The organism is Streptomyces sp. NPDC055013 (assembly GCF_053608645.1).
Genome location: NZ_JBSGVW010000001.1, coordinates 106265 through 126669, shown reverse-complemented (window position 1 = coordinate 126669; position 20405 = coordinate 106265). Strand labels below are relative to the sequence as shown.

The window sequence follows — 20405 nt, the reverse complement described above, 5'->3', positions numbered from 1 at the left end:
ACCACGGTGGCCGCCCTTTCCTGTGTCACTGCACGGTGGCCGCCCTGTGTCACTCCACGCCTGCCGCGTCCAGCAGGGCGCTCACGGTCGCGGTGACCAGCCCGTTCAGCGTCTCGACCTTCGCGCCCGCCCGGGCGCTCGCCCCGTCGAAGACCAGCATCAGCTGGCGGGCGAGCAGCTCAGGATCCCGCGCCCCGCCCTCCTGCGCACGCGTGCGCAGGAAGTTCCGCATCCACTCCTTCGCCCCGCGCGCGACCGCGCTCGCCGGATGCTCGGGATCCTTCAGCTCGACCAGGGCCGCGAGGTAGGGACAGCCGCGGTAGTCGGGTTCGGCGGACGCCTTCTCCAGCCGCTCGAAGACGTGCAGGATCCGCTCCCGCGGCGTACCGGCGTCCTGCGCTCCGGGCGCCAGCTGGGCCTCGTACGCCGGAAGCCGGCGGGCCAGGCTCGCCGCGAGGACCTCGTCCTTGCTCGCGAACAGCTGGTACATGGACCGCTTCGAGACTCCGGCGGTCCGGCACAGCGCCTCGACCCCGATGGAGACTCCGTCGCGGTAGAACAGCTCGGACGCCGCGTCGAGGAGCCGGTCCTTGGTGGACGCCTTGTCTGTCGTGGCCATACGGCGAGGCTACCGCGCACCCGGCCCGGACGGAAACCGATCGGTCTCCAGTGACGAAGGCCTCGGCAGGGTATCGGAAAGGGCATCGGATCACAGGTGACAGCGGAGGTGAACAAGCGCTTAGATAGGTGTCTGGACAGACATCTCCCACCCAGCCGGAGGCTCCGTTGTTCACATCCGTCGACGACGTCTCCGCACGTCTGGCCGAGACCGGCTATCTCGCCTCGCCCGCGGTCGCCACGACCGTCTTCCTCGCCGACCGCCTCGGCAAGCCGCTCCTGGTGGAGGGCCCGGCCGGGGTCGGCAAGACGGAGCTCGCCAAGGCCGTGGCCGAGGTCGCCGGGGCGCGGCTCGTGCGTCTGCAGTGCTACGAGGGCGTCGACGAGTCCCGGGCGCTGTACGAGTGGAACCACGCCAAGCAGTTGCTGCGCATCAGCGCGGGCCGCGACGAGACGTGGGACGAGACACGCACGGACATCTTCAGCGAGGAGTTCCTCCTCACCCGGCCCCTGCTGACGGCCATCCGGGGCGACGACCCGAAGGTCCTGCTGATCGACGAGACCGACAAGGCGGACGTCGAGGTGGAGGGCCTGCTCCTGGAGGTGCTCAGCGACTTCCAGGTGACCGTTCCCGAGCTCGGCACGATCACCGCGACGCGCCGCCCGTTCGTCGTCCTCACGTCCAACGCCAGCCGTGAGCTGTCCGAGGCGCTGCGCCGCCGTTGCCTGTTCCTCCACATCGGCTTCCCGGACGAGGAGCTGGAGCGCAGGATCGTACGGCTGAAGGTTCCGGGGCTCGACGAGACGCTGGCCCGCTCCGTCGTCCGGGTGGTGGGCGCGCTGCGGGCGATGGACCTGCGCAAGGTGCCGTCGGTCGCCGAGACCATCGACTGGGCGCGCACCCTGCTGGCGCTGGGCGCCGGCACCCTGGACGAGACGGTCGTGCAGGCCAGCCTCGGTGTGCTCCTCAAGCACCAGGACGACGTCCTCAAGGCGACCGCCAAACTCGATCTGGACGCCCTGTGACCACGCCCGCGGGCGTCGCGGAACGCTTGACGTCCCTCGTCTCGGCGCTGCGCGCGCACGGTATCCGCATCGGCACCGGCGAGACGGTCGACGCGGGGCGGGCGATGGAGGTCCTCGGCCTTGCGGACCGGGAGCTCCTGCGCGAGGGGCTGGCGACGACGCTGTTGCACGGAAACGGGCAACGGCCGGTGTTCGACCCGGTCTTCGACCTCTACTTTCCGCGTGGCGTCGGCGCGCCGGAGCACAAGGCGGCGGGGCGGGAGGACCTGCGCGACCGCCTGGCGGCGGCCCTGGCCGCCAACGACCAGGCCCTGATGGGCCGGCTGGCGGCCGAAGCGGTCGACGGTTTCGGTGGCTACGGCTCCTCACCGGAGTCGGACGGCTGGTCGTCGTACCAGACGCTGGAACGGCTGCGCCCGCAGACCCTGCTGGCCCGAGTCCGCGACACCGTCCGTGCGCAGGGCGGGAGTTCGGGGTTCACGGACCGGCTGCTGGAGGACGAGATCCGGCAGCGCATCGAGGCGTTCCGGGCGCTGGTGGCCGCGGAGGCGCGGCGCCGGGTCGCGGAGCGGCGTGGGCGGGACGAGATCGCCCGGCGGGCGGTGGCTCCGACCGCCGACCGGGTCGACTTCCTCTTCGCCGGGAAGGCTCAACTGGCCGAGCTGCGCAGGGCGGTTCAGCCACTCGCCCGCAAGCTCGCGACCCGGCTCGCGGCCCGCCGCCGCCGCGCCTCCAGGGGCAGCATCGATCTACGGCGGACCCTGCGCGGTTCGCTGTCGACGGGTGGCGTGCCGATGAAGCCGGTGCTGCGCCGGCGCCGGCCCGTCCGCCCCGAACTGGTGCTGCTGTGCGATGTGTCGGGGTCGGTGTCCGGCTTCTCCGACTTCACGATGCTGCTGGTACAGGCGCTGCACGACCAGTTCAGCAAGGTGCGCGTGTTCGCCTTCGTCAACCGGATCGACGAGGTGACCGGGCTGCTCCAGCGCGGGACCGCCGACCCGGAGGGGCTCAGCGCCCGCATCGAGGCGGAGGCCACGCTCACGGGCTATCACGGCAGCAGCGACTACGGCATGGCACTGGGCGAGTTCGCGGAGCGGTACGCCGACACGGTCGGCCATCGCACGACCGTGTTCGTCCTCGGTGACGCCCGCACCAACCATGGCGACCCGAACCTGCCCGCCGTACGGCAGATCTCCGTACGGGCCCGTCGCGTCTACTGGCTGAACCCGGAGCAGCGCTCCCGCTGGGGCACGGGCGACTCCGCCGCACCCGCCTACGCCGAGCTGGTCGAGATGTACGAGTGCCGCACCGCCCGGCAGCTCAGCGCGCTTGTGGCGCGTCTGCTGCCGGTGTGACCTGGGCGGAGATCAAGCGGCGATCAGGCCGCGAGTTGCGGGTACAGAGTGGCCGGGTCGGCCGCCAGGCCCGCCTTGACCTGCCGCGAGATGTCGTCGGCCAGGACCTCGAGGGCGTCCGACGCGATCCCGTCCAGGGCCTGGGCGGCGACACTCTCGGCCGTGGACTTGGGCGCGTCGATGCCGGCGGCCATATCGGTGTCGACGTATCCGACGTGCAGGCCCGTGACCTCGATGCCGCGCGGCTTCAGGTCCAGGCGCAGTGAGTTGGTCTGCGACCAGAAGGCGGCCTTCGACGCGCTGTAGGAACCGGCGAGACCGATCCACGACAGCACGGAGTGGACGTTCAGGATGTGCCCACCGCCGTTGCGTTCGAGGACGGGGACGAAGGCGCGCGTGACCAGGAGCGGTCCGTAGAAGTTGGTCTCGAACTCGCGGCGGACGTCCTCGACGGGGGAGGCGAGGAAGTTCGCGTTCACCGACGCGCCCGCGTTGTTGATCAGCAGGGTGACGTCGTGCGCCTGCTCGGCCGCCGCCGCGACGGACGCGGGGTCGGTCACCTCCAGGGCGAGCGGCACGGCGTCGGGGTGGGTGACGGTGCGCGGGTCGCGGGCGGTGGCGTACACCTTCTTCGCGCCCCGCTCGTACAGGGCTGCGACCAGGGCACGGCCGATGCCGCGGCTGCCGCCGGTGACCAGGGCGACGGAACCTTCGATGGCGGTCATGGGACTCTCCAGGCTGTATCGAACTTGGAAACCGATCGGTTTCCTACTGTGGGACCCAGCGTAAACCGATCGGTTTCATCCGGGCAAGGCGGGGGCGACCCCGAGAAAATCAGGGTTCATCCCGGATATCCGCTTCCGATGGGCGTCCGTAGGCTCGCCAAAGATGGAGGGGGCGACCATGAAGGCAGTGATTCAGGACCGGTACGGCTCGGCGGACGTGCTGGAGTTCAGGGACATCGACAGGCCGGTGCCCGCCACCGACGAGGTGCTGGTGCGGGTGCACGCGGCCTCGGTCAACGCCTACGACTGGCACTTCATGCGCGGGGATCCCTTGATCGGCCGCGGCATGATGGGGCTGCGCAGGCCCAAGGCGCGCGTGCGGGGCCGGGACTTCGCAGGCACGGTGGAGGCGGTGGGCGCCGGGGTCACGGGGCTCGAGACGGGCGACGAGGTGTACGGGGAGGCCGACGGCGCGTTCGCGGAGTACGTGTGCGCGCGGGACAGCGAGGTCGGCCCGAAGCCGGCCAACCTCACCTTCGAGCAGGCGGCGGCGATACCGCTGGCGGGGAACACCGCCCTGATCGGCCTGCGCGACGTCGCCCGGGTGCAGCCGGGCCAGACGGTCCTGGTGAACGGGGCGTCGGGCGGGGTCGGCACGTTCGCCGTGCAACTCGGCAAGGCGTACGGCGCGGAGGTGACGGCCGTGTGCAGCACGAGGAACGTGGACCTGGTCCGCTCACTCGGCGCCGACCGGGTCGTCGACTACACACTGGAGGACTTCACCCTGGGCGAGAAGCGGTACGACGTGGTGCTGGACCTCGTCGGCAATCGCTCGCTCGGGGAGTTCCGGCGCGTCCTGACGCCCACCGGGACGCTCATCCTGTCCGGCGGCGGGGTGTACGAGGGCGGCAGCGTCGTCGGCCCCATGGCGCTCTTCCTCAAGCGGCGGCTGGCGGCGCCCTTCGCGCGCCCGCAGCAGCTGCTCGAGATCTCGGCCCGGCAGAGCAGGGCCAACCTGGCGGCCCTGCGCGAACTCGCCGAGTCCGGCAGGATCGCCCCGGTCGTCGAGCGGACGTACCCGCTGAGCGAGGCTGCCGAGGCGCTCCGGTACGTGGAGGTGAAGCACGCGCGCGCGAAGATAGTCGTCACCGTCTGACGTACCGGGCGCCGAGTCGGCGGCCGGGCGCTACTTCTGCTTCGCGTACTCCCTCGCCGTCTGTCCCTGGAAGTCGTAGACCACGACCTGTTCGTCGCCCACGACCCAGGCGTCGTGTCCGGGCGTGCAGACGAAGACGTCGCCGGGGCCGACCTCGCTCTCGCCGCCGTCGTCCATGCGGATGTGCATGCGGCCCTGGACCACGTAGCAGTTGTGGTGCATCTGGCAGGTATCGGTACCCGCGATCGAGGCCACGGACTCCGTCCAGCGCCAACCGGGCTCGAAGGTCGCCACGGCGAAGTCGAGATCCGTCATGTGGACGGCTTCGAGGTGACCGCGGGGGAAATCGCGCCGCTCATCCGGCTTGTCTATGGGCTTCACTTCCAACATGGCGGGCTCCCTTCCGGCCGCTTCTCACCGCGACCGCGGCCGGTCTCCCCGGCGAACCCTGCGCAGCGCCGTCGGCGGCCGGCCCCCTACCACTCCATCGTCCGCCCGGCCATGCGGGGCCGCCATTCGGGGGAATCCCCGCTCAGGCCCGTGTCCCACAGAGCTCGGCAAAGCGCTCGGCATCGACATTGCCCCCGGAGATGATCACGCCGACCCGGCGCGGCAGCGCGCCTGCCCGGCCGGTGAGCAGGGCCGCCAGCGGGGTGGCACCGCTCGGCTCGACGACGATCTTCAGACGTTCGAAGGCGAACCGCATCGCGTCCCGGATCTCGTCGTCGCCGACCAGCGCGATCGCGTCGACGAGCCGCCGGTTGACGGAGAAGGTGAGTTCGCCGGGGGTGTGCAGGGCCTGGCCGTCGGCGATGGTGTGCGGTACCGGGATGCTGATGCGCCGCCCCGCCTCCAGGGATCGCTTGGTGTCGTCCCCGGCCTCCGGTTCCACGCCGATCATCCGGATGTCCGGGTACAGGCCCTTCGCCACCGTGGAGCTGCCGGCGATGAGCCCACCGCCGCCGACCGGCGTCAGCAGCGCTCCCAACTCCCCAACTTCTTCGAGGAGTTCGAGTGCCGCGGTGCCCTGCCCGGCCATGATGTGCGGGTGCTCGTACGGCGGGATGACGGTGAGGCCGCGCTCGGCGGCCAGGGCCTGGGCGATCGCGACCCGGTCGCCGGTGTAACGGTCGTAGGTGACGATCTCGGCGCCGTAGCCGACGGTCGCCGCACGCTTCGACGGCGGCGCGTCCTCGGGCATGACGATCACCGCGGTGGTGCCGAGCTCCCGGGCGGCGAGGGCGACGGCCTGCGCGTGGTTCCCGGAGGAGTATGCGGCGATGCCGCGCTCCAACTGCTCCGGCGTCAGACGGGAGGCCGCGTTGTAGGCGCCGCGGAACTTGAAGGCGCCGACGCGCTGGAAGTTCTCGCACTTGAGGAAGACCTCCGCGCCGACGAGTTCGTCGAGCGTGCGCGAGCGCAGCACCGGGGTGCGGTGCGCGACGCCCTTGAGCCGGGCGGCGGCGTCGCGGACGTCGTCGAGGGTGACCGGTGGGGTGGTGGTCGTCACGCGTGTCCTCCAGAGGGTGTCATGTCGGTCGCGGCCTCGTCCGTCGCCGCCCCGGCCTCGGTGCGCGCCTGCGACAGATAGCTGTAGGCGGACGCGCGGGAGATGCCGAGCCGTGCCGCGACCTGTTCGATCGCGCGCCGCACGGCGAAGACGCCCCGCTCGTCCAGGCCGCGGAACAGCTCCAGGCGCTGGGCGCGTGCGAGACCGGCCCAGCTGCCGTTCTGCCGGAGCTGGTGGGCGTCGAGGATGGCGTCGACGACGGAGTCGATGTCGTTGCCGAAGGTGGTGACCGGTACGTCGGCCGAGGTGGCGCCGATGCCGGCGAGGGCTCCCAGCAGGGCGTGGGCGTCGTTGACGGCGGTGACGTCCAGGTTGACGCAGAGGGCGCCGAACACGGCACCCGTGGAGTCCCGCAGCACCATGGTGGACGCCTTGACCAGCTTGCCGCCGCGCGCGCGGGTGACGTAGTTGAGCTCGTCGCCCGCGCTGTCACCGCCGGCGAGGACCCGCATGCCGATCTCGCTCATCGCTCCGCCCACGGCCCGCCCGGTCACCGAACCGGCCACGGCGACCACGGACTTCTCCGGCCGCCGGTAGTCGTGCAGGACCACCTCGCACATCGGCCCGAACGTCGCCGCGAGCCCGTCGACGACCGGTCTCAGCGCGGCCACGATCGCGTCCCGCTCCGCTTCGAGGGCCTGCTCGGCCGCCATCGCACACTCCTCTGCCGCAAGGGCTCGGCAGCCTGATCCCCGAGCCACCTTTCTAGACTACAGGTCCAGAGCCTGTACTGGGAGTCCAATTCACTGGTCCAAGGTCCCGAATCTTGACGGTCCTGCATTTGTTACCGGTAACATCACGCGCCATGACGGTGACGTCGGCACCCCCGCACCCACGTGTCTTCAGCCCCGTCGCCGTGGTCGCCTCCTGCGCCGGCTTCGTGCTCATCGGCGCCCTGCAAGCCCTGTACGGCCCGGCGATTCCCGCCTTCCGCGGGGAGTTCGGCCTGTCTCCGTCGGCCGCCGGCCTCGCGTTGAGCGCGCACTTCGTGGGCGGGGTGGCAGGGGTGCTTCTCTTCGACCGGCTCCACGGCCGCGGTCGGGTCGGCAACCGGCGGATCCTCAGTGCCTCGTATCTGTTGATGGCCCTCGGTGCGGCCGGCTTCGCACTCGCGCCGACCTGGCCGGCCGCGCTGGCCATGGCCCTGCTGGCGGGGCTGGGCTTCGGCGGCATCGACTACGGCCTCAACCGGTTGTTCGCCGTCGGCTTCGGCCACCGTTCGACCGCGATGCTGAACATCCTCAACGCCCACTTCGGCATCGGCGCGATCCTCGGCCCGGCCCTGATCGGCGCGGTGGGCTCCGCGCACTACCCCGCGGTCTTCCTCGGCTTCGCGCTGGCCAACCTGCCGCTTCTGCTGTGCCTGCGCGGCGTACGCGACCGGGCACCGCAGTCACCCGGGACGGCCACGCAGACGTCGATGGAGACGTCCGCCGTGACAACCTCCGGGAGTTCCATCGAAAGGTCCACCGAGAGGTCGAGCGACACCTATGGCGGCCAGGTCCTGGCCCGCAGCCTCGGCTCCGTACTCGCCATGTTCGTCGCCCTGTACGTCCTGCACGTCGGCATCGAGGCCGGCGTCGGCGGCTGGGAGCCGACCCACCTGGAGACCGTGGGCTACGGCGCCGAGGCCGCCGCCACCGCCACGTCGGGGTACTGGCTGATGATGACCGTCGGCCGCTTCCTGGTCGCCCCGATCGCGCTGCGCTTCTCCGCCCAGGCCATCATCACCGTCTCGTGCGCGGGCATGACGGTGTGTCTGCTGCTCGCCACGGTTCCGGAGCCGGCGCCGTACGCGTACGCCGGTGTCGGCCTGTTCATCGCGCCGATCTTCCCGACCGGGCTGCCGTGGCTCAACCGGGCCGCCCCGTCGGCTCACAGAGCGGGAGCGCTGGTCATCGCCGCCTCCATCGTCGGCGGGGTGGTGGCGGGACCGGCGCTGGGCAAGGCCATCGAGTGGTCCGGGATCCGCGCGGTCCCGGTCCTGCTGGCCGTCATCTCGGCGCTGTGCCTGGCCGTCACGCTCCGGCTGACCCGAGGTACCCGAACTCACTGAATCCACCCAGCACTTCATGGTGAAGGGAACTCATTGCATGTCCGCTCTGACGACGTCCGCCGACGGATTCATGCTGCACGGCGAGCCGTTCCGGATCATCTCCGGTGCGATGCACTACTTCCGGGTCCATCCCGACCTGTGGGCCGATCGGCTGCGCAAGGCCCGCCTGATGGGGCTCAACACGGTGGAGACGTACGTACCGTGGAATCTGCATCAGCCGGACCCCGACGGTCCGCTGGTCCTGGACGGCCTCCTCGATCTTCCCCGGTATCTCCGACTCGCGCGCGACGAGGGCCTGCACGTCCTGCTGCGCCCGGGCCCGTTCATCTGCGCCGAGTGGGACGACGGCGGGCTGCCCGCGTGGCTCATCGCGGACCCCGACATCCGGCCGCGCACCAGCGACCCGCGCTTCACCGGGGCGGTGGACCGCTACCTCGACGCGCTGCTGCCCCCGTTGCGGCCCTTCCTGGCCGAGGCGGGTGGCCCGGTGATCGCCGTCCAGGTGGAGAACGAGTACGGCGCCCACGGCGACGACACCGCGTACCTCAAGCATCTCGAACAGGCCTTCCGCATCAGGGGCGTCGAGGAGCTGCTCTTCACCTGCGACCAGGCCGACGCCGAGCACCTGGACGCCGGCGCTCTCCCCGGTCTCCTCGCGACGGCCACCTTCGGCAGCCGGGTCGACCGGAACCTGGCGAAGCTGCGCGGGCACCAGCCCGAAGGCCCGCTGATGTGCGCCGAGTTCTGGATCGGCTGGTTCGACCACTGGGGTGGACCCCACCATGTGCGGGACGCCGCCGACGCCGCCGCCGACCTGGACCGCCTGCTGTCCGCGGGCGCCTCGGTCAACATCTACATGTTCCACGGCGGCACCAATTTCGGCTTCACCAACGGCGCAAACCACAAGCACGCCTACGAACCCACCGTGACGTCGTACGACTACGACGCCGCGCTCACCGAGTGCGGCGACCCCGGCCCCAAGTACCACGCCTTCCGCGAGGTCATCGCCCGCCACGCGGAAGTCCCGGCCGAGCCCGTCCCCGTGCCGGCGCCCAAACTCCCGCCCACCACGGTCGAGTTGAGCCGTCGAGCCCCGCTCCTCCCCCACGCGAGCACCCTCGCCGAGCCCCTGCGCACCGAGGACCCGGCGTCGATGAACGACCTGGGCCTGCACTCCGGCTACGCCCTCTACCGCACGACTCTCGGCGCGGTGGGCGACGGGCTGCTGCACTGCTCGGGCGGTGTCGGCGACCGTGCCCAGGTCTTCGTGGACGGCTCCCCCGTCGGCGTCCTCGAACGCGAACGCCACGACGAGACGCTGCCCGTACGAGTACCGCGCCCCGGCGCCACACTGGAGGTGCTCGTCGAGAACATGGGCGGCGTCAACTACGGCCCCCGCATCGGCGCGCCCAAGGGCCTGCTCGGCCCCGTCACCTTCAACGGCACTCCCCTGCACGGCTGGGACTGCCATCCCCTGTCCCTCGACGGCCTGGACGCCGTGCCGTTCGAGGCCTCCGACGCGACCACGGCCGCCGAACCCGCCTTCCACCACGGCACGTTCGACGTCGACGCCCCGGCCGACACCTTCCTCGCCCTGCCCGGCTGGACCAAGGGCCAGGCCTGGATCAACGGCTTCCACCTCGGCCGCTACTGGAACCGCGGCCCACAGCGCACCCTCTACGTCCCCGGACCGATCCTGCGCCCCGGCACCAACGACCTCGTCCTGCTGGAGCTGCACGCCACCACCGGCACCCGCGCGCAGCTGACCGATACCGCCGACCTCGGCCCGGAGATCGACTGACGAACGGAGTCGCTGAAGACGAGACCGATGACGGGGAGTCGCCCGGGATGAAGGAGGGCAGCGCCGGCCACGGCCCTGCCTATGCTGGGGTCCTGCCAGGGCGGGACCCCACCGCCGTACCGATGTCGAGGGAACAGCGCTCATGACCCGAAGCTGCGCCGACGGCTCCGCTCCAAGAGGGCGCAGCAGACGGAACTTCGCGGGCGCGCGTCCCGTGATGGACGACGTGGCGCGGCTGGCCGGGGTCTCCAAGCAGACCGTGTCGCGCGTCCTCAACGACCATCCGTCGGTGCGGGCCGAGACCCGCGAGACGGTTCTGACGGCCATGCGGACGCTGGGCTACCGGCCGAGCCGCAGTGCCCGGTCGCTGGCCAGTGGCAGGACCCGGATGGTCGGTGTGATCACGTTCGACGCGGCCCGCTACGGGCCTGCCTCGATCCTGACCGCGATCAACACCGCGGCCCAGGAGTCCGGTTATCTGCTGAGCTCGATCGCACTGGACACGGCCGAGCCGGACACGGTCGTCGAGGCGGTGAACCGGCTGTCCGCCGAGGGCGCGGACGGGGTGATCGCCATCGCCCCGCAGCTGTGGGTGGGCAAGGCCCTCGCGGACACCCGCCTGGACACCCCGCTGGTCGTGCTGGAGAACGGCCTCGACGCCGACACCCAGCAGGTCACCGGCGACTCCCGGGCCGGAGCCCGCAAGGCCACCGAGCATCTGCTGGACCTGGGTCACGACACCGTGTGGCACATCGCGGGCCCGACCGGCTGGACCTCCGCCGACCAGCGGCTGGGCAGTTGGCAGGCCTGTCTGGAGGCGGCCGGCGCGGAGGTGCCGGCCCCGCTGGTCGGAGACTGGAGCGCCGACTCCGGCTACGAGCTGGGCCGTCGCCTGGCCCGGCGCACCGATGTCACGGCCGTGTTCGCGTCCAACGACCAGATGGCCCTCGGCGTGCTGCACGCGCTGCACGAGGCCGGCCGGTCCGTCCCCGGCGACGTCAGCGTCGTGGGCTACGACGACATCCCCGAGGCAGCGCACTTCCTGCCCCCGCTGACCACCGTGCGCACGGATTTCGCCGAGATCGGCACGCGTTCGCTGCGCCTGCTGCTGGACCGGCTCGACGGCCCTGCCGAGCCGCTTCCGGTCGACTCGCTCGTCCCGGTAGACCTGGTGGTGCGCCGCAGCAGCGGCCCTGCGCCCGAGCCCGGGCGCTGACGGGCAGCCGCGGGAGCGGCACCCTCCCCCGACTGCGGCCGGAAGTCACCTGTGGGCACACCGGCCCCGTTGATCGAACGGAACATCGCCGCTTCGATGACCCCTGGCCGGGGGCACTGTGCCCCCGGCGCCGTGAGCGAGGGGGGTCGGGAGACCGTGCGTACCGTGCGTCACCCCAGAAGAGGCACCGGAAGAGTCGGCGGCCGTGGAGGCGGTCACCGGGCACGACCGATCGGATTACCGGGTGCGGCGGCGCTGTTGAGCGTCGTCGCACTCGTCGTCTCGGCGGCGCCTGCCGACGCCGTGACGCAGGCGCCGGCACCGTCGCCGAGCCCGGCGGAGGTGATTCCGGGGCAGGAGACCGAGACCCCGGCGCTGGTACGGGGCATCCGGGAGCGGGCCCCTGCCACCGGCAGTGCCGCAGCCGCGGCCCGCGCCCATCTGGACGGCAGGCAGGGCCGGTACCGGATCCCGGAAGCGAACCGCGATCTGGTGCCCGCCGGGACCACCGCCGCCGACGGCCGCGAGACCGTACGGCTCCAGCAGCGGCACCGGGGGGTGCCCGTCCTGGGCGGCCAGTATGTCGTCCGTATGCAGCGGCAGGACGGCGAGCGGGTCGTCACGGGAACCTCGGGCAAGTACTTCACCGAGCTGAGCACCGGCACGACAGCCGAGGTCGGCGAGGCGCTCGCCGTCGAGCGTGCCGTCGAGGCCGTCCGCACCGAGCTCGGCGACAGGAACTTCGCCGCGCCGCCACCGCACGAGGGGGCAGGGGAGGCACGCCCGCTCGAAGGCACCGCGCGCGGCCTGGTCGTACTGCCCGCCGGGGCAGGCGTCCTCACCCGGCACGTCACCGTGCACGGCACCGACCCGGCGACCGGTGCGCCCGTGCGCCGCGAGGTCTACGTCGACGCGCGCGCCGGGTATCCGGTCCTTCAGTACAGCGGTATCAAGACGTTCGGCACTCCTCGCGCAACAGCCGGGCAGTCCGTGGCCGACAGGCGCCAACGGCAGCGGCTCGCCGCCGAGAAGGGCTCCGGGGTCAGGCTCGACGGCACCACCGTCGAGCTCGACATCGACCGCGACGACAACCGTGGCCTGTACGTCCTGCGCGACCGCTCCCGAATACCCGCCGGTGACTCCGGCAACGTCCTGTCGACCTGGGATGCGCGCGGCAAGTGGTTCACCGACGTGGGCGGCGTGTGGCCCGAGGGCATCCAGGAGTTCGGCTCGCCGACGCCCGCTTTCGGCTCCGAGGCCACCGACTCGGGCGCCGTGGACGCCCACTGGGCCGCCGGGCAGGTCTACGACTACTTCAAGGACAAGCACGGCCGCGACAGCCTCGACGGCCGGGGCATGACCATCAACTCCCTGGTCGGCGTGACCAGTTACGGGCAGCCGTACGTCAACGCCTTCTGGGACGGGCAGAAGATGGTGTACGGCAACGGTGACGCCGAGTACCGTCCGCTCTCCGCGGCCATGGACGTCGTCGGCCACGAGATGACGCACGGCGTGATCGAGCATTCCGCGAACCTCGTCTACGCCGGCCAGTCCGGCGCCCTGAACGAGGCCATCGCCGACTACTTCGGCAACGCCATCGAGGCGGACGTGTACGGCATCCCCGCGACGGACCCCGACTCGGGCCTCCTGGGCGAGCGGCTCTGCCGGACCAAGCCCCCGCGGGAATGCGCGCTGCGCGACCTCGGCGACGGACGCACCACGGCCAAGTCGTTCCTCGGCGTCGGCTTCGCCACCGACAGCGGCGGTGTCCACCTCAACTCGACGATCATCGGCGGCGCGCTGTGGGACGCGCGCGAGGACCTGGGCGCCGAGACGACGGACAAGATCGTCTACCGGGCGCTGACCGAGTACCTCACACCGCTCGACGGCTTCACCGAGGCCCGGGCCGCCGTGCTCGCCGCCGCCCAGGACCTCGCGATCCCGGCGGCGGGCCGGAAGACACTGCAGCGCGCCTTCACCGCCCACGGCATAGTGCCGGGCTGGGAGTCGGCTCTCGGCATGGACGCCGACGTCCTTCTCGACCGGATCAACACCAGCAACACGCACCTGGGCGGGGGCGGCGGCTGGTGGGCGGCGTCCAAGTCCAACGAGGACGGCACGGAGCCGTACTCGGTGTGGGCCGGGCGCGCCGACGGCGAGGGCCCGCCCAGGCTGATGAGCCCCAACGACGGCCGCTACCACGTCAATCCGGCCACCGACGGCAGGACCGTGGTGTGGCAGGCGTACGGCGCCGACGGCGTCGACGTCCTGGCCAGGCCGCTCGCGGGCGGACCCGTCAAGAAGCTGTGGCACGGCCGCACACCCGGCAGTTCGGTGGACGTCGACGGTGACCTCGTGGCCTTCGACTACGTCACCTACGGCGGGCGCCGGGCCGTGGCCTACCTGAGCATCAAGGATCCGGCGAACGTGGAGACGATCGGCGGGGGCACCTACCACCGGGCGTGGGCACCGTCCGTGAGCCACGGCAAGGTCGCCTACCAGGAGAGGCGGCGGGTGCGCGCCGAGTACGCAGTGAGCACACGGGTCATCGACGTCGCGACCGGCGAGAACACCGCGGTCCAATCGGCCACGGACGGCAGCAGTCTCGGCCCGACGGCCATCAACGGCACCCACGTCTTCTGGCTCCTCGACGACGACGCCACGAACGGGACGAGGGCACTGCGCCGCGCCGCGCTCGACGGTTCCGGCGTGGTGGACCTGAGCCCGGAGTCGGGGCCGAACGCCCTGAACGCCTACGACCTGACGGTGTCCGAGGACAGGGTGACGGTCGGCAGCTACCTGGCCGACGCCCCGCTCAGCAACGATTCGGCGCCCAAGCTCCACCAGTTCACCGCGGCCGGCGCGCCCGACGATCCGGCCACCCGCAAGGGCCGCGTCTCCTGCAACCGGGGCGAGCAGTCGTCCGCGGCCGCGGTCGGCGGCAGCCGGCTGGTGTGGCTGGACTCGACGACCGGCACCACCGATGTCGTGACCCGTGCCCGGCCGGCGGGCCGCTGCGACTGACCTCGACGGACAGTCCGGAAGGAGCAGCTCCCAGGGGGCCGTTGGCCCGCCCGACGTCTGACAGGGCGGCCAACGGCCCCGCGCAGGGGACCGACAGCACGTACGGCCCTTGAGCAACAGCTCCCGTCAAGCGGCCCCGTCTGCGGCCGCCCGCTGCCATGCCGCGTCCCGCAGCAGACGTAGTCCGTTCAGGCCGACGAGGACCGTGGAGCCCTCGTGGCCCGCGACGCCGAGCGGCAGCGGGAGCGTGCCGACCAGGTCCCAGGTGACCAGGCCCGCGATGAACACCCCGGCGACGACGAGGTTCTGCACGACCAGTGTCCGGGCCCGGCGGGAGAGGGCGACGGTGGTGGGGACGGCGGCCAGTTCGTCGCGGACGATCACCGCGTCGGCGGTCTCCAGGGCGAGGTCGGAGCCCGCGCGGCCCATGGCGACGCCGATGTGGGCGGCGGCCAGGGCGGGTGCGTCGTTGACGCCGTCCCCGACGACCATCACCTTGCGGCCGGCTGCCTCCATCTCCTTGACCGCGGCCATCTTGTCCTGCGGCAGCAGCCCCGCGCGCACGTCCTCGATGCCGGCCTCGGCGGCCAGGTTGGCGGCGGCGCGCGGGTTGTCGCCGGTGAGCAGGGTCGGGGCGGCGCCGGTGAGTGCGGTGAGGGACGCGACGGTGGCCGCGGCGTCCGGGCGCAGCCGGTCCGCGATGCCGAGCACCCCGGCGGGGGTGCCGTCGACGACCACGAGGACGGCGGTACAGCCGGACTGCTGGACTTCTTCGGCGAGCGCGTCGACCGGGCTCGCGTCGCCGGCGTCATCGGCTTCGTCGAGCAGGCGGGCCGGAGCGCCCACTTCGACGGTCCGGCCGTTCACGACGGCTTTCACTCCGACCCCGGGTGCGGACATGAAGTCCCGCACGCCGGGCAGTTGGAGGCGCCGCTCGCGCGCGGCGTCCAGCACGGCCCGGGCCAGCGGGTGTTCGCTGGGGTGCTCGGCGGCCGCGGCGAACGTCAGCAACTCGTCCTCGTCGAGTGCCGAGCCGGGCAGGGGCCGTACGTCGAGGACGCGCGGCGTGCCCTCGGTGAGCGTGCCGGTCTTGTCGAGCGCGACGGCGTCGACCTGGCCGAGACGTTCCATGACCACCGCCGACTTCACCAGGACCCCGTGCCGGCCTGCGTTGGCGATGGCCGACAGCAGGGGCGGCATGGTGGCCAGGACCACCGCGCACGGCGAGGCGACGATCATGAAGGTCATGGCCCGCAGCAGCGCCTCCGAGAACTCCTCGCCGAACCCGAGCGGGACCGAGAACACGGCTAGCGTCGCCACGACCATGCCCAGCGAATAGCGCTGTTCGACCTTCTCGATGAACAGCTGCGTGGGCGCCTTCGTCTCGGACGCCTCCTCCACCATCCTTACGATCCGGGCGATCACGGAGTCGGAGGCGTCCCGTTCGACCCGGACGCGCAGTGCCCCGGTGCCGTTGAGGGTGCCCGCGAACACCTCGTCTCCCGGCAGCTTCGGCGCGGGCAGCGGCTCGCCGGTGATGCTCGCCTGGTCCACCTCACTGGCGCCGTCCAGCACCCGGCCGTCGGCTCCGACGCGCTCGCCGGGCCGTACGAGCATGGTGTCGCCCACCGTCAACTCCTCGACGTCGACGCTCCGTTCGGTGCCGTCCGCGGCGATCCGGGTGGCCGTGGCAGGGGCCAGGTCGAGCAGTCCGCGCACGGAGTCGGCGGTGCGGGCGGTGGCGAGGGCCTCCAGGGCGCCCGAGATCGCGAAGATGACGATGAGCAGAGCGCCGTCCATCACCTGCCCGATCGACGCGGCGCCGAGCGCGGCGACGACCATCAGCAGATCGACGTCGAGCGTCCTGCCCTTGAGTGCCTTGAGACCCTCCCAGCCCGGCTCCCAGCCGCCCGTGGCGTACGACAGCGCATAGAGCGGACCCCACACCCAGGCGGACGCTCCGGCGAGTTGCAGGGGCAGCGCGAGCAGGAACAGTGCGGTGGCCGCGACGGCCCAGCGGACCTCCGGCAGCGCGAGGAGCCGGGTACGCCGCCGCGGCACGGCCCCGGCACGCGCGAACACGGCCCGCTCGGCCGACGGCGGGGTGAGTGTCGAAGTCATGCGCTCACGATACAGGAATAGATGAACACCCCTTCATGTCTTCATGTCGAGCGGGCTTCTTCCCGGAGGGGCGCCCCTTCTCGGACGGACTTACGACGGCGGCCCAGCAGCCTGCACCCGAGGTAGATCGCGAACGAGATCGTGGTGACGTACGGGCTGATGGGGATGCTGCCGCCCAGGGCCAGCAGGATGCCGCCCTCGATGGAGGCCACCGCGAACACCACGCTCAGGAGGGGCAGCAGCACCGGTGAGGCCGTGAGCCGGGCAGCGGCGGCAGCCGGTGTGACGACGAGCGTGAGGACCAGCAACGCGCCGACGATCTGCACGGACAGGGCGACCGCGAGGCCCAGCACGATCATGAAGGCGAACGACAGCGCCCGTACGGGCACCCCCCGCGCCTCGGCCACCTCCGGGTCGGCGCTGGCGAAGGCGAGCGGCCGCCACATCACCGCCAGGGCGACGAGCACCACGGCCGACGTGCCGAGCAGCCAGGACATCTGCGGGGTGTCGACGGCGACGATCTGCCCGGTGAGGAGGCCGAACTTGTTCGCCGCCCGGCCCTTGTAGAGGGCGAGGAAGAGCACGCCGAGCCCGAGGCCGAACGGCATGATGACGCCGATCACGGAGTTGCGGTCCCGGGCACGGGAGCCGAGCAGTCCGATCGCCCCGGCGGCGATGAGCGAGCCGACGATCGAGCCGGCCACGATGTTCACACCCAGCAGCAGGGCGGCCGAGGCACCGGCGAACGACAGCTCGCTGATCCCGTGCACCGCGAACGGCAGATCCCGCATGATCACGAACACGCCCACCAGACCGCCGACCAGACCGAGCGCGGCGCCGGCGACGAGGGAGTTGCGGACGAGAGCGAGCAGTTCGCCGTAGTGGTCGAAGGTGAAGAGCTGCTGCCAGATCCCGTCGGCGATGGTCATGGCCGTACTCCGTGCGGCAGTTCGGGGTGGTGCGGCGGCTGCCCGACCTCGTCGGGGCCGGCGACGACCGTGACGCGGTCCCGGACCCGGATGACGTCGACCGGGGTGCCGTACAGCTGCGACAGCGCCTCGGAGGTCAGCACCTCGTCGGGGGTGCCGACGCGGTGGCCGCCGCGGGCGAGGTAGAGGACGCGGTCCACCAGTCCCAGTACGGGGTTGATCTCGTGCGTCACGAACACCACGGCGGTGCCGTGGGAGCGGCGCCGGGCATCCACCAGCTCCGTGACGGCCCGTTGATGGTGCAGGTCGAGGGAGAGCAGCGGCTCGTCGCAGAGCAGGATCCGCGGGTCGGTCACGAGCGCCTGCCCGATGCGGACGCGCTGCCGTTCGCCGCCGGAGAGAAGACTGACGGGGACATCGGCGTACGCGGCGGCACCGACCGCGGCGAGGACCTCGTCCACGCGGCGGCGTACGGCGCCCGTGCGCAGCCGGGGTCCGAAGCCGTGTCCATCGATACCGAAGCGGACCAGGTCCCGGGCGCGCAGCATCGCGTGGGCGGACAGGGTCGCCTGCTGCGGTACGTAGCCGATGTGGCGGCTGCCCTTGCGGGGCGGACGACCGAGGACCGTCAACGTACCGGCGGACAAGGGCCGTTGACCCAGGAGGGCGCGTACGAAGCTGGTCTTGCCGGCCCCGTTCGGCCCGAGTACCGCCAGGAACTCGCCCGGCCGCACGTCGAGTTCGAGGTCCTGCCACAGCACGCGCTCGCCGTAGGACAGAGCCGCCCCGCGCAGGCTGATCAGCGCGGCGTCGGCGGCCGCGGTGGACCGCGTCACCGGGCCAGCGCGCTCGCGAGCGCGTCGACGTTGGCGGTCATCCAGCCGAGGGTAGTCCTTGCCGTGGGGCAGGGTCTCGGTCACGGGGACGACGGGGATTCCGGCGGCCGTGGCCGCCTGCTCGGCCTTCTCGGTCTGCGGGCCTGAGGTCTGCTCGTTGTAGACCAACGCCTTGACCTTCTTGCCGGTGAACAGCGCCAGCGTCTCCCGCAGGGTCCTCGCGGAGACGTCGCCGCCTTCCTCGATGGCCTCGCTGAACTCCTCGGGAGTCGCGTTCTCAAGTCCGGCGGCCTCGATCATGTACAGCGGCACGGGCTCGGTGATGGCCACGCGCTCGCCGCCGTGGTCGGCCTTGATCCGGGCTTCCTTCTGCTCCAGCGGCTTGAGTTTCGCCTCGAAGCTCTTGGCGTTCCTGGTGAAGGTGGCGGTGTCGGCCGGGTCGGCCTTGGCCAGGGCGGCGGCGATACGGTCGGCGAGCCCGGCGACCGTGGGGAAGTCGTACCAGACATGCTCGTTTAGCCCCCCGCCCGCCGGGGCGGTCTTCCCGGAGACCTTGACCGCGTTGACCACCTCGGCGGACGAGCCTCCGCTCTTCAGCATGCGGTCGACGAAGTCGTCGTAGCCGCCGCCGTTCTCGATCACTACCTTCGCCTTGGACAGCGCCAGCTGGTCCCGCGTGTTGGCCTCGTAGGAGTGCGGGTCCTGGTCGGGGTCGCTGATGATCGAGGTGACCTGCACTTTTCCGCCGCCTATTCGCTCCACGACGTCCCCGTAGACGTTCGTCGAGGCCACCACCGGCACGACGGATGCGGCAGCGGGACCCTGCGCGGTGTCGGTGCCGCTCGCGGAATTCTGCGAACTGCCGCAGCCCGCAAGGAGGATCAGGCATGCGCCGGTTGTCAGCGGCACAAGCGGAAGACGACGGCACGAGGACGCAGGCATGGAACCCTCCGAGGGCAAGGCGAATGATCCGCCGAGCTCCACCCGTCCCGGCTTCTGGCCCACGCTAGATGAAAACGGATGTCAAAAGCGTCTGGCAGCCGTCCGAGCGGGCAACCCTTACCCAGAACTCACCTTCGGCGTCAGGGAGCGGGGACCGCGTCCAGGAGCTGAGGGCCGTTGTTGCGGACGCTGTTGACGGCCGGGGAGACGGGACGGGCGTCCAGGTGGCCGTCCGCCGGCGGGGCGAGCAGGGCACGGAGGTCGTCGGTGTCCTGGTGGTGCGGGTCCAGCCAGGCGTCGTAGTGCTCAGGAGTGAGGGCCAGGGGCATGCGGGGGTGGATGCGGCCTGCGGCGTCGGTGGCCTCGGTGGTGATGATGGTGCAGGTCAGCAGCCAGGCGGCGGGATCGTCGGAATCCTTGATCTCCGGGTCGCGCCAGAACTCGTACAGGCCGGCGAGAGCCAGGACCTGTCCGTCCTCCGGATGGATGAAGTACGGCTGCTTGCGGACCTTGCCCGATTTCCTGTCCTCGACCTCGTCCCACTCGAAGAAGCCGTCGGCCGGCAGCAGACAGCGGCGTTTGACGAACGCGCGGCGGAAGGCGGGCTTCTCGTGCACGGTCTCCACCCGCGCGTTGATCAGCCTCGCGCCGATCTTGGTGTCCTTCGCCCACGAGGGCACCAGCCCCCACCGCAGCGGCCGCAGCCGGCGCCGTACCGGCTCGTCCTCGCCGGCGCCACGCGGTGTGCGCTCGAGGACGGCCCAGACCTCGTCGGTCGGGGCCACGTTCCAGCTGGGCGCGAGGGTTTCCTCCGGATGCCACTCGGACACCTGGAACAGCTGGGCGAGGTCCTCGGGACCGCGGCTGGAGGCATAGCGTCCGCACATACGGCCACTGTGCCACGGTGCGGTCTGCCGGTCCTCACGAGCTGGTCGGTGACCGTGGGGGCGAAGTTCTTGATCATGGCGTTCGCCGGCGCACCAGTGGCCTGGTCAGCCGGTCGGAATCGGCGTTGGCCTGCCAGGCGAAG

At 71.6% G+C, this 20405-nt stretch carries 16 protein-coding genes and 1 pseudogene; 7 read left to right on the top strand and 10 right to left on the bottom strand.

The window, feature by feature from the left end:
- Positions 1-49: 49 nt before the first annotated feature.
- Complete coding sequence (locus tag ACWGDB_RS00520; RefSeq protein ID WP_453820350.1) at positions 50-619, bottom strand: TetR/AcrR family transcriptional regulator; 570 nt, start codon at positions 617-619, stop codon at positions 50-52.
- Positions 620-786: 167 nt separating this feature from the next.
- On the opposite strand from ACWGDB_RS00520, the gene ACWGDB_RS00515 reads away from it, so the two are divergent.
- Positions 787-1644, top strand: coding sequence for an AAA family ATPase (locus tag ACWGDB_RS00515; protein ID WP_453820349.1), 858 nt, complete (start codon positions 787-789; stop codon positions 1642-1644).
- Positions 1641-2999, top strand: a complete 1359-nt coding sequence (locus tag ACWGDB_RS00510; RefSeq protein WP_453820348.1) for a vWA domain-containing protein — start codon at positions 1641-1643, stop codon at positions 2997-2999. Before ACWGDB_RS00515 ends, ACWGDB_RS00510 begins: the two co-directional genes overlap by 4 nt.
- A 23-nt stretch (positions 3000-3022) precedes the next feature.
- Here ACWGDB_RS00510 and ACWGDB_RS00505 read toward each other — a convergent pair whose 3' ends face one another.
- A complete protein-coding gene (locus ACWGDB_RS00505) occupies positions 3023-3724 on the bottom strand; it encodes an SDR family oxidoreductase (RefSeq protein ID WP_453820347.1) in 702 nt (233 codons plus the stop codon).
- Positions 3725-3902: 178 nt separating this feature from the next.
- On the opposite strand from ACWGDB_RS00505, the gene ACWGDB_RS00500 reads away from it, so the two are divergent.
- Positions 3903-4880: an NAD(P)-dependent alcohol dehydrogenase gene (locus ACWGDB_RS00500; protein ID WP_453820346.1), complete on the top strand. Its 978-nt coding sequence runs from the start codon at positions 3903-3905 to the stop codon at positions 4878-4880.
- Between the two features lie 30 nt (positions 4881-4910).
- Here the strand turns inward: ACWGDB_RS00500 and ACWGDB_RS00495 are convergent, their stop codons facing one another.
- The 3 genes from ACWGDB_RS00495 to ACWGDB_RS00485 form a co-directional block, all read right to left on the bottom strand.
- A complete protein-coding gene (locus tag ACWGDB_RS00495) occupies positions 4911-5270 on the bottom strand; it encodes a cupin domain-containing protein (RefSeq protein WP_453820345.1) in 360 nt (119 codons plus the stop codon).
- Between the two features lie 142 nt (positions 5271-5412).
- Complete coding sequence (locus tag ACWGDB_RS00490; protein WP_453820344.1) at positions 5413-6390, bottom strand: pyridoxal-phosphate dependent enzyme; 978 nt, start codon at positions 6388-6390, stop codon at positions 5413-5415.
- Positions 6387-7103, bottom strand: coding sequence for a helix-turn-helix transcriptional regulator (locus ACWGDB_RS00485; protein ID WP_453820343.1), 717 nt, complete (start codon positions 7101-7103; stop codon positions 6387-6389). The genes ACWGDB_RS00490 and ACWGDB_RS00485 overlap by 4 nt, the downstream gene beginning before the upstream one ends.
- Positions 7104-7255: 152 nt before the next feature.
- On the opposite strand from ACWGDB_RS00485, the gene ACWGDB_RS00480 reads away from it, so the two are divergent.
- The 4 genes from ACWGDB_RS00480 to ACWGDB_RS00465 all read left to right on the top strand — a co-directional run bounded on the left by ACWGDB_RS00480 (position 7256) and on the right by ACWGDB_RS00465 (position 14547).
- Complete coding sequence (locus ACWGDB_RS00480; RefSeq protein WP_453820342.1) at positions 7256-8506, top strand: MFS transporter; 1251 nt, start codon at positions 7256-7258, stop codon at positions 8504-8506.
- 37 nt (positions 8507-8543) lie between these two features.
- Positions 8544-10307 carry a glycoside hydrolase family 35 protein gene (locus tag ACWGDB_RS00475; protein WP_453820341.1) on the top strand — a complete coding sequence of 588 codons (1764 nt, stop codon included), beginning with the start codon at positions 8544-8546 and terminating at the stop codon, positions 10305-10307.
- 142 nt (positions 10308-10449) lie between these two features.
- Positions 10450-11523 carry a LacI family DNA-binding transcriptional regulator gene (locus ACWGDB_RS00470; RefSeq protein WP_453820340.1) on the top strand — a complete coding sequence of 358 codons (1074 nt, stop codon included), beginning with the start codon at positions 10450-10452 and terminating at the stop codon, positions 11521-11523.
- Between the two features lie 258 nt (positions 11524-11781).
- Complete coding sequence (locus ACWGDB_RS00465; RefSeq protein WP_453820339.1) at positions 11782-14547, top strand: M4 family metallopeptidase; 2766 nt, start codon at positions 11782-11784, stop codon at positions 14545-14547.
- A 126-nt stretch (positions 14548-14673) separates the two neighbouring features.
- On the opposite strand, the gene ACWGDB_RS00460 is transcribed toward ACWGDB_RS00465, so the two are convergent.
- The 5 genes and pseudogenes from ACWGDB_RS00460 to ACWGDB_RS00440 form a co-directional block, all read right to left on the bottom strand.
- Positions 14674-16668: a heavy metal translocating P-type ATPase gene (locus ACWGDB_RS00460; protein ID WP_453820338.1), complete on the bottom strand. Its 1995-nt coding sequence runs from the start codon at positions 16666-16668 to the stop codon at positions 14674-14676.
- A gap of 41 nt (positions 16669-16709) precedes the next feature.
- Positions 16710-17597 carry a metal ABC transporter permease gene (locus ACWGDB_RS00455; RefSeq protein WP_453820337.1) on the bottom strand — a complete coding sequence of 296 codons (888 nt, stop codon included), beginning with the start codon at positions 17595-17597 and terminating at the stop codon, positions 16710-16712.
- A complete protein-coding gene (locus ACWGDB_RS00450) occupies positions 17594-18400 on the bottom strand; it encodes a metal ABC transporter ATP-binding protein (RefSeq protein ID WP_453820729.1) in 807 nt (268 codons plus the stop codon). The genes ACWGDB_RS00455 and ACWGDB_RS00450 overlap by 4 nt, the downstream gene beginning before the upstream one ends.
- A 29-nt stretch (positions 18401-18429) precedes the next feature.
- Positions 18430-19375: pseudogene (locus ACWGDB_RS00445) on the bottom strand (metal ABC transporter solute-binding protein, Zn/Mn family).
- Positions 19376-19515: 140 nt separating this feature from the next.
- Positions 19516-20262, bottom strand: coding sequence for an SOS response-associated peptidase (locus ACWGDB_RS00440; RefSeq protein WP_453820336.1), 747 nt, complete (start codon positions 20260-20262; stop codon positions 19516-19518).
- Between the last annotated feature and the right edge of the window lie 143 nt (positions 20263-20405).

What these genes read in the sequence shown, in the direction of transcription:
- ACWGDB_RS00505 (WP_453820347.1), bottom strand. Translation starts at nt 3,724, where the DNA reads ATGACCGCCATCGAAGGTTCCGTCGCCCTGGTCACCGGCGGCAGCCGC.
- ACWGDB_RS00460 (WP_453820338.1), bottom strand. Translation starts at nt 16,668, where the DNA reads ATGACTTCGACACTCACCCCGCCGTCGGCCGAGCGGGCCGTGTTCGCG.
- ACWGDB_RS00470 (WP_453820340.1), top strand. Translation starts at nt 10,450, where the DNA reads ATGACCCGAAGCTGCGCCGACGGCTCCGCTCCAAGAGGGCGCAGCAGA.
- ACWGDB_RS00480 (WP_453820342.1), top strand. Translation starts at nt 7,256, where the DNA reads ATGACGGTGACGTCGGCACCCCCGCACCCACGTGTCTTCAGCCCCGTC.
- ACWGDB_RS00455 (WP_453820337.1), bottom strand. Translation starts at nt 17,597, where the DNA reads ATGACCATCGCCGACGGGATCTGGCAGCAGCTCTTCACCTTCGACCAC.
- ACWGDB_RS00440 (WP_453820336.1), bottom strand. Translation starts at nt 20,262, where the DNA reads ATGTGCGGACGCTATGCCTCCAGCCGCGGTCCCGAGGACCTCGCCCAG.
- ACWGDB_RS00485 (WP_453820343.1), bottom strand. Translation starts at nt 7,103, where the DNA reads ATGGCGGCCGAGCAGGCCCTCGAAGCGGAGCGGGACGCGATCGTGGCC.
- ACWGDB_RS00500 (WP_453820346.1), top strand. Translation starts at nt 3,903, where the DNA reads ATGAAGGCAGTGATTCAGGACCGGTACGGCTCGGCGGACGTGCTGGAG.
- ACWGDB_RS00475 (WP_453820341.1), top strand. Translation starts at nt 8,544, where the DNA reads ATGTCCGCTCTGACGACGTCCGCCGACGGATTCATGCTGCACGGCGAG.
- ACWGDB_RS00495 (WP_453820345.1), bottom strand. Translation starts at nt 5,270, where the DNA reads ATGTTGGAAGTGAAGCCCATAGACAAGCCGGATGAGCGGCGCGATTTC.
- ACWGDB_RS00520 (WP_453820350.1), bottom strand. Translation starts at nt 619, where the DNA reads ATGGCCACGACAGACAAGGCGTCCACCAAGGACCGGCTCCTCGACGCG.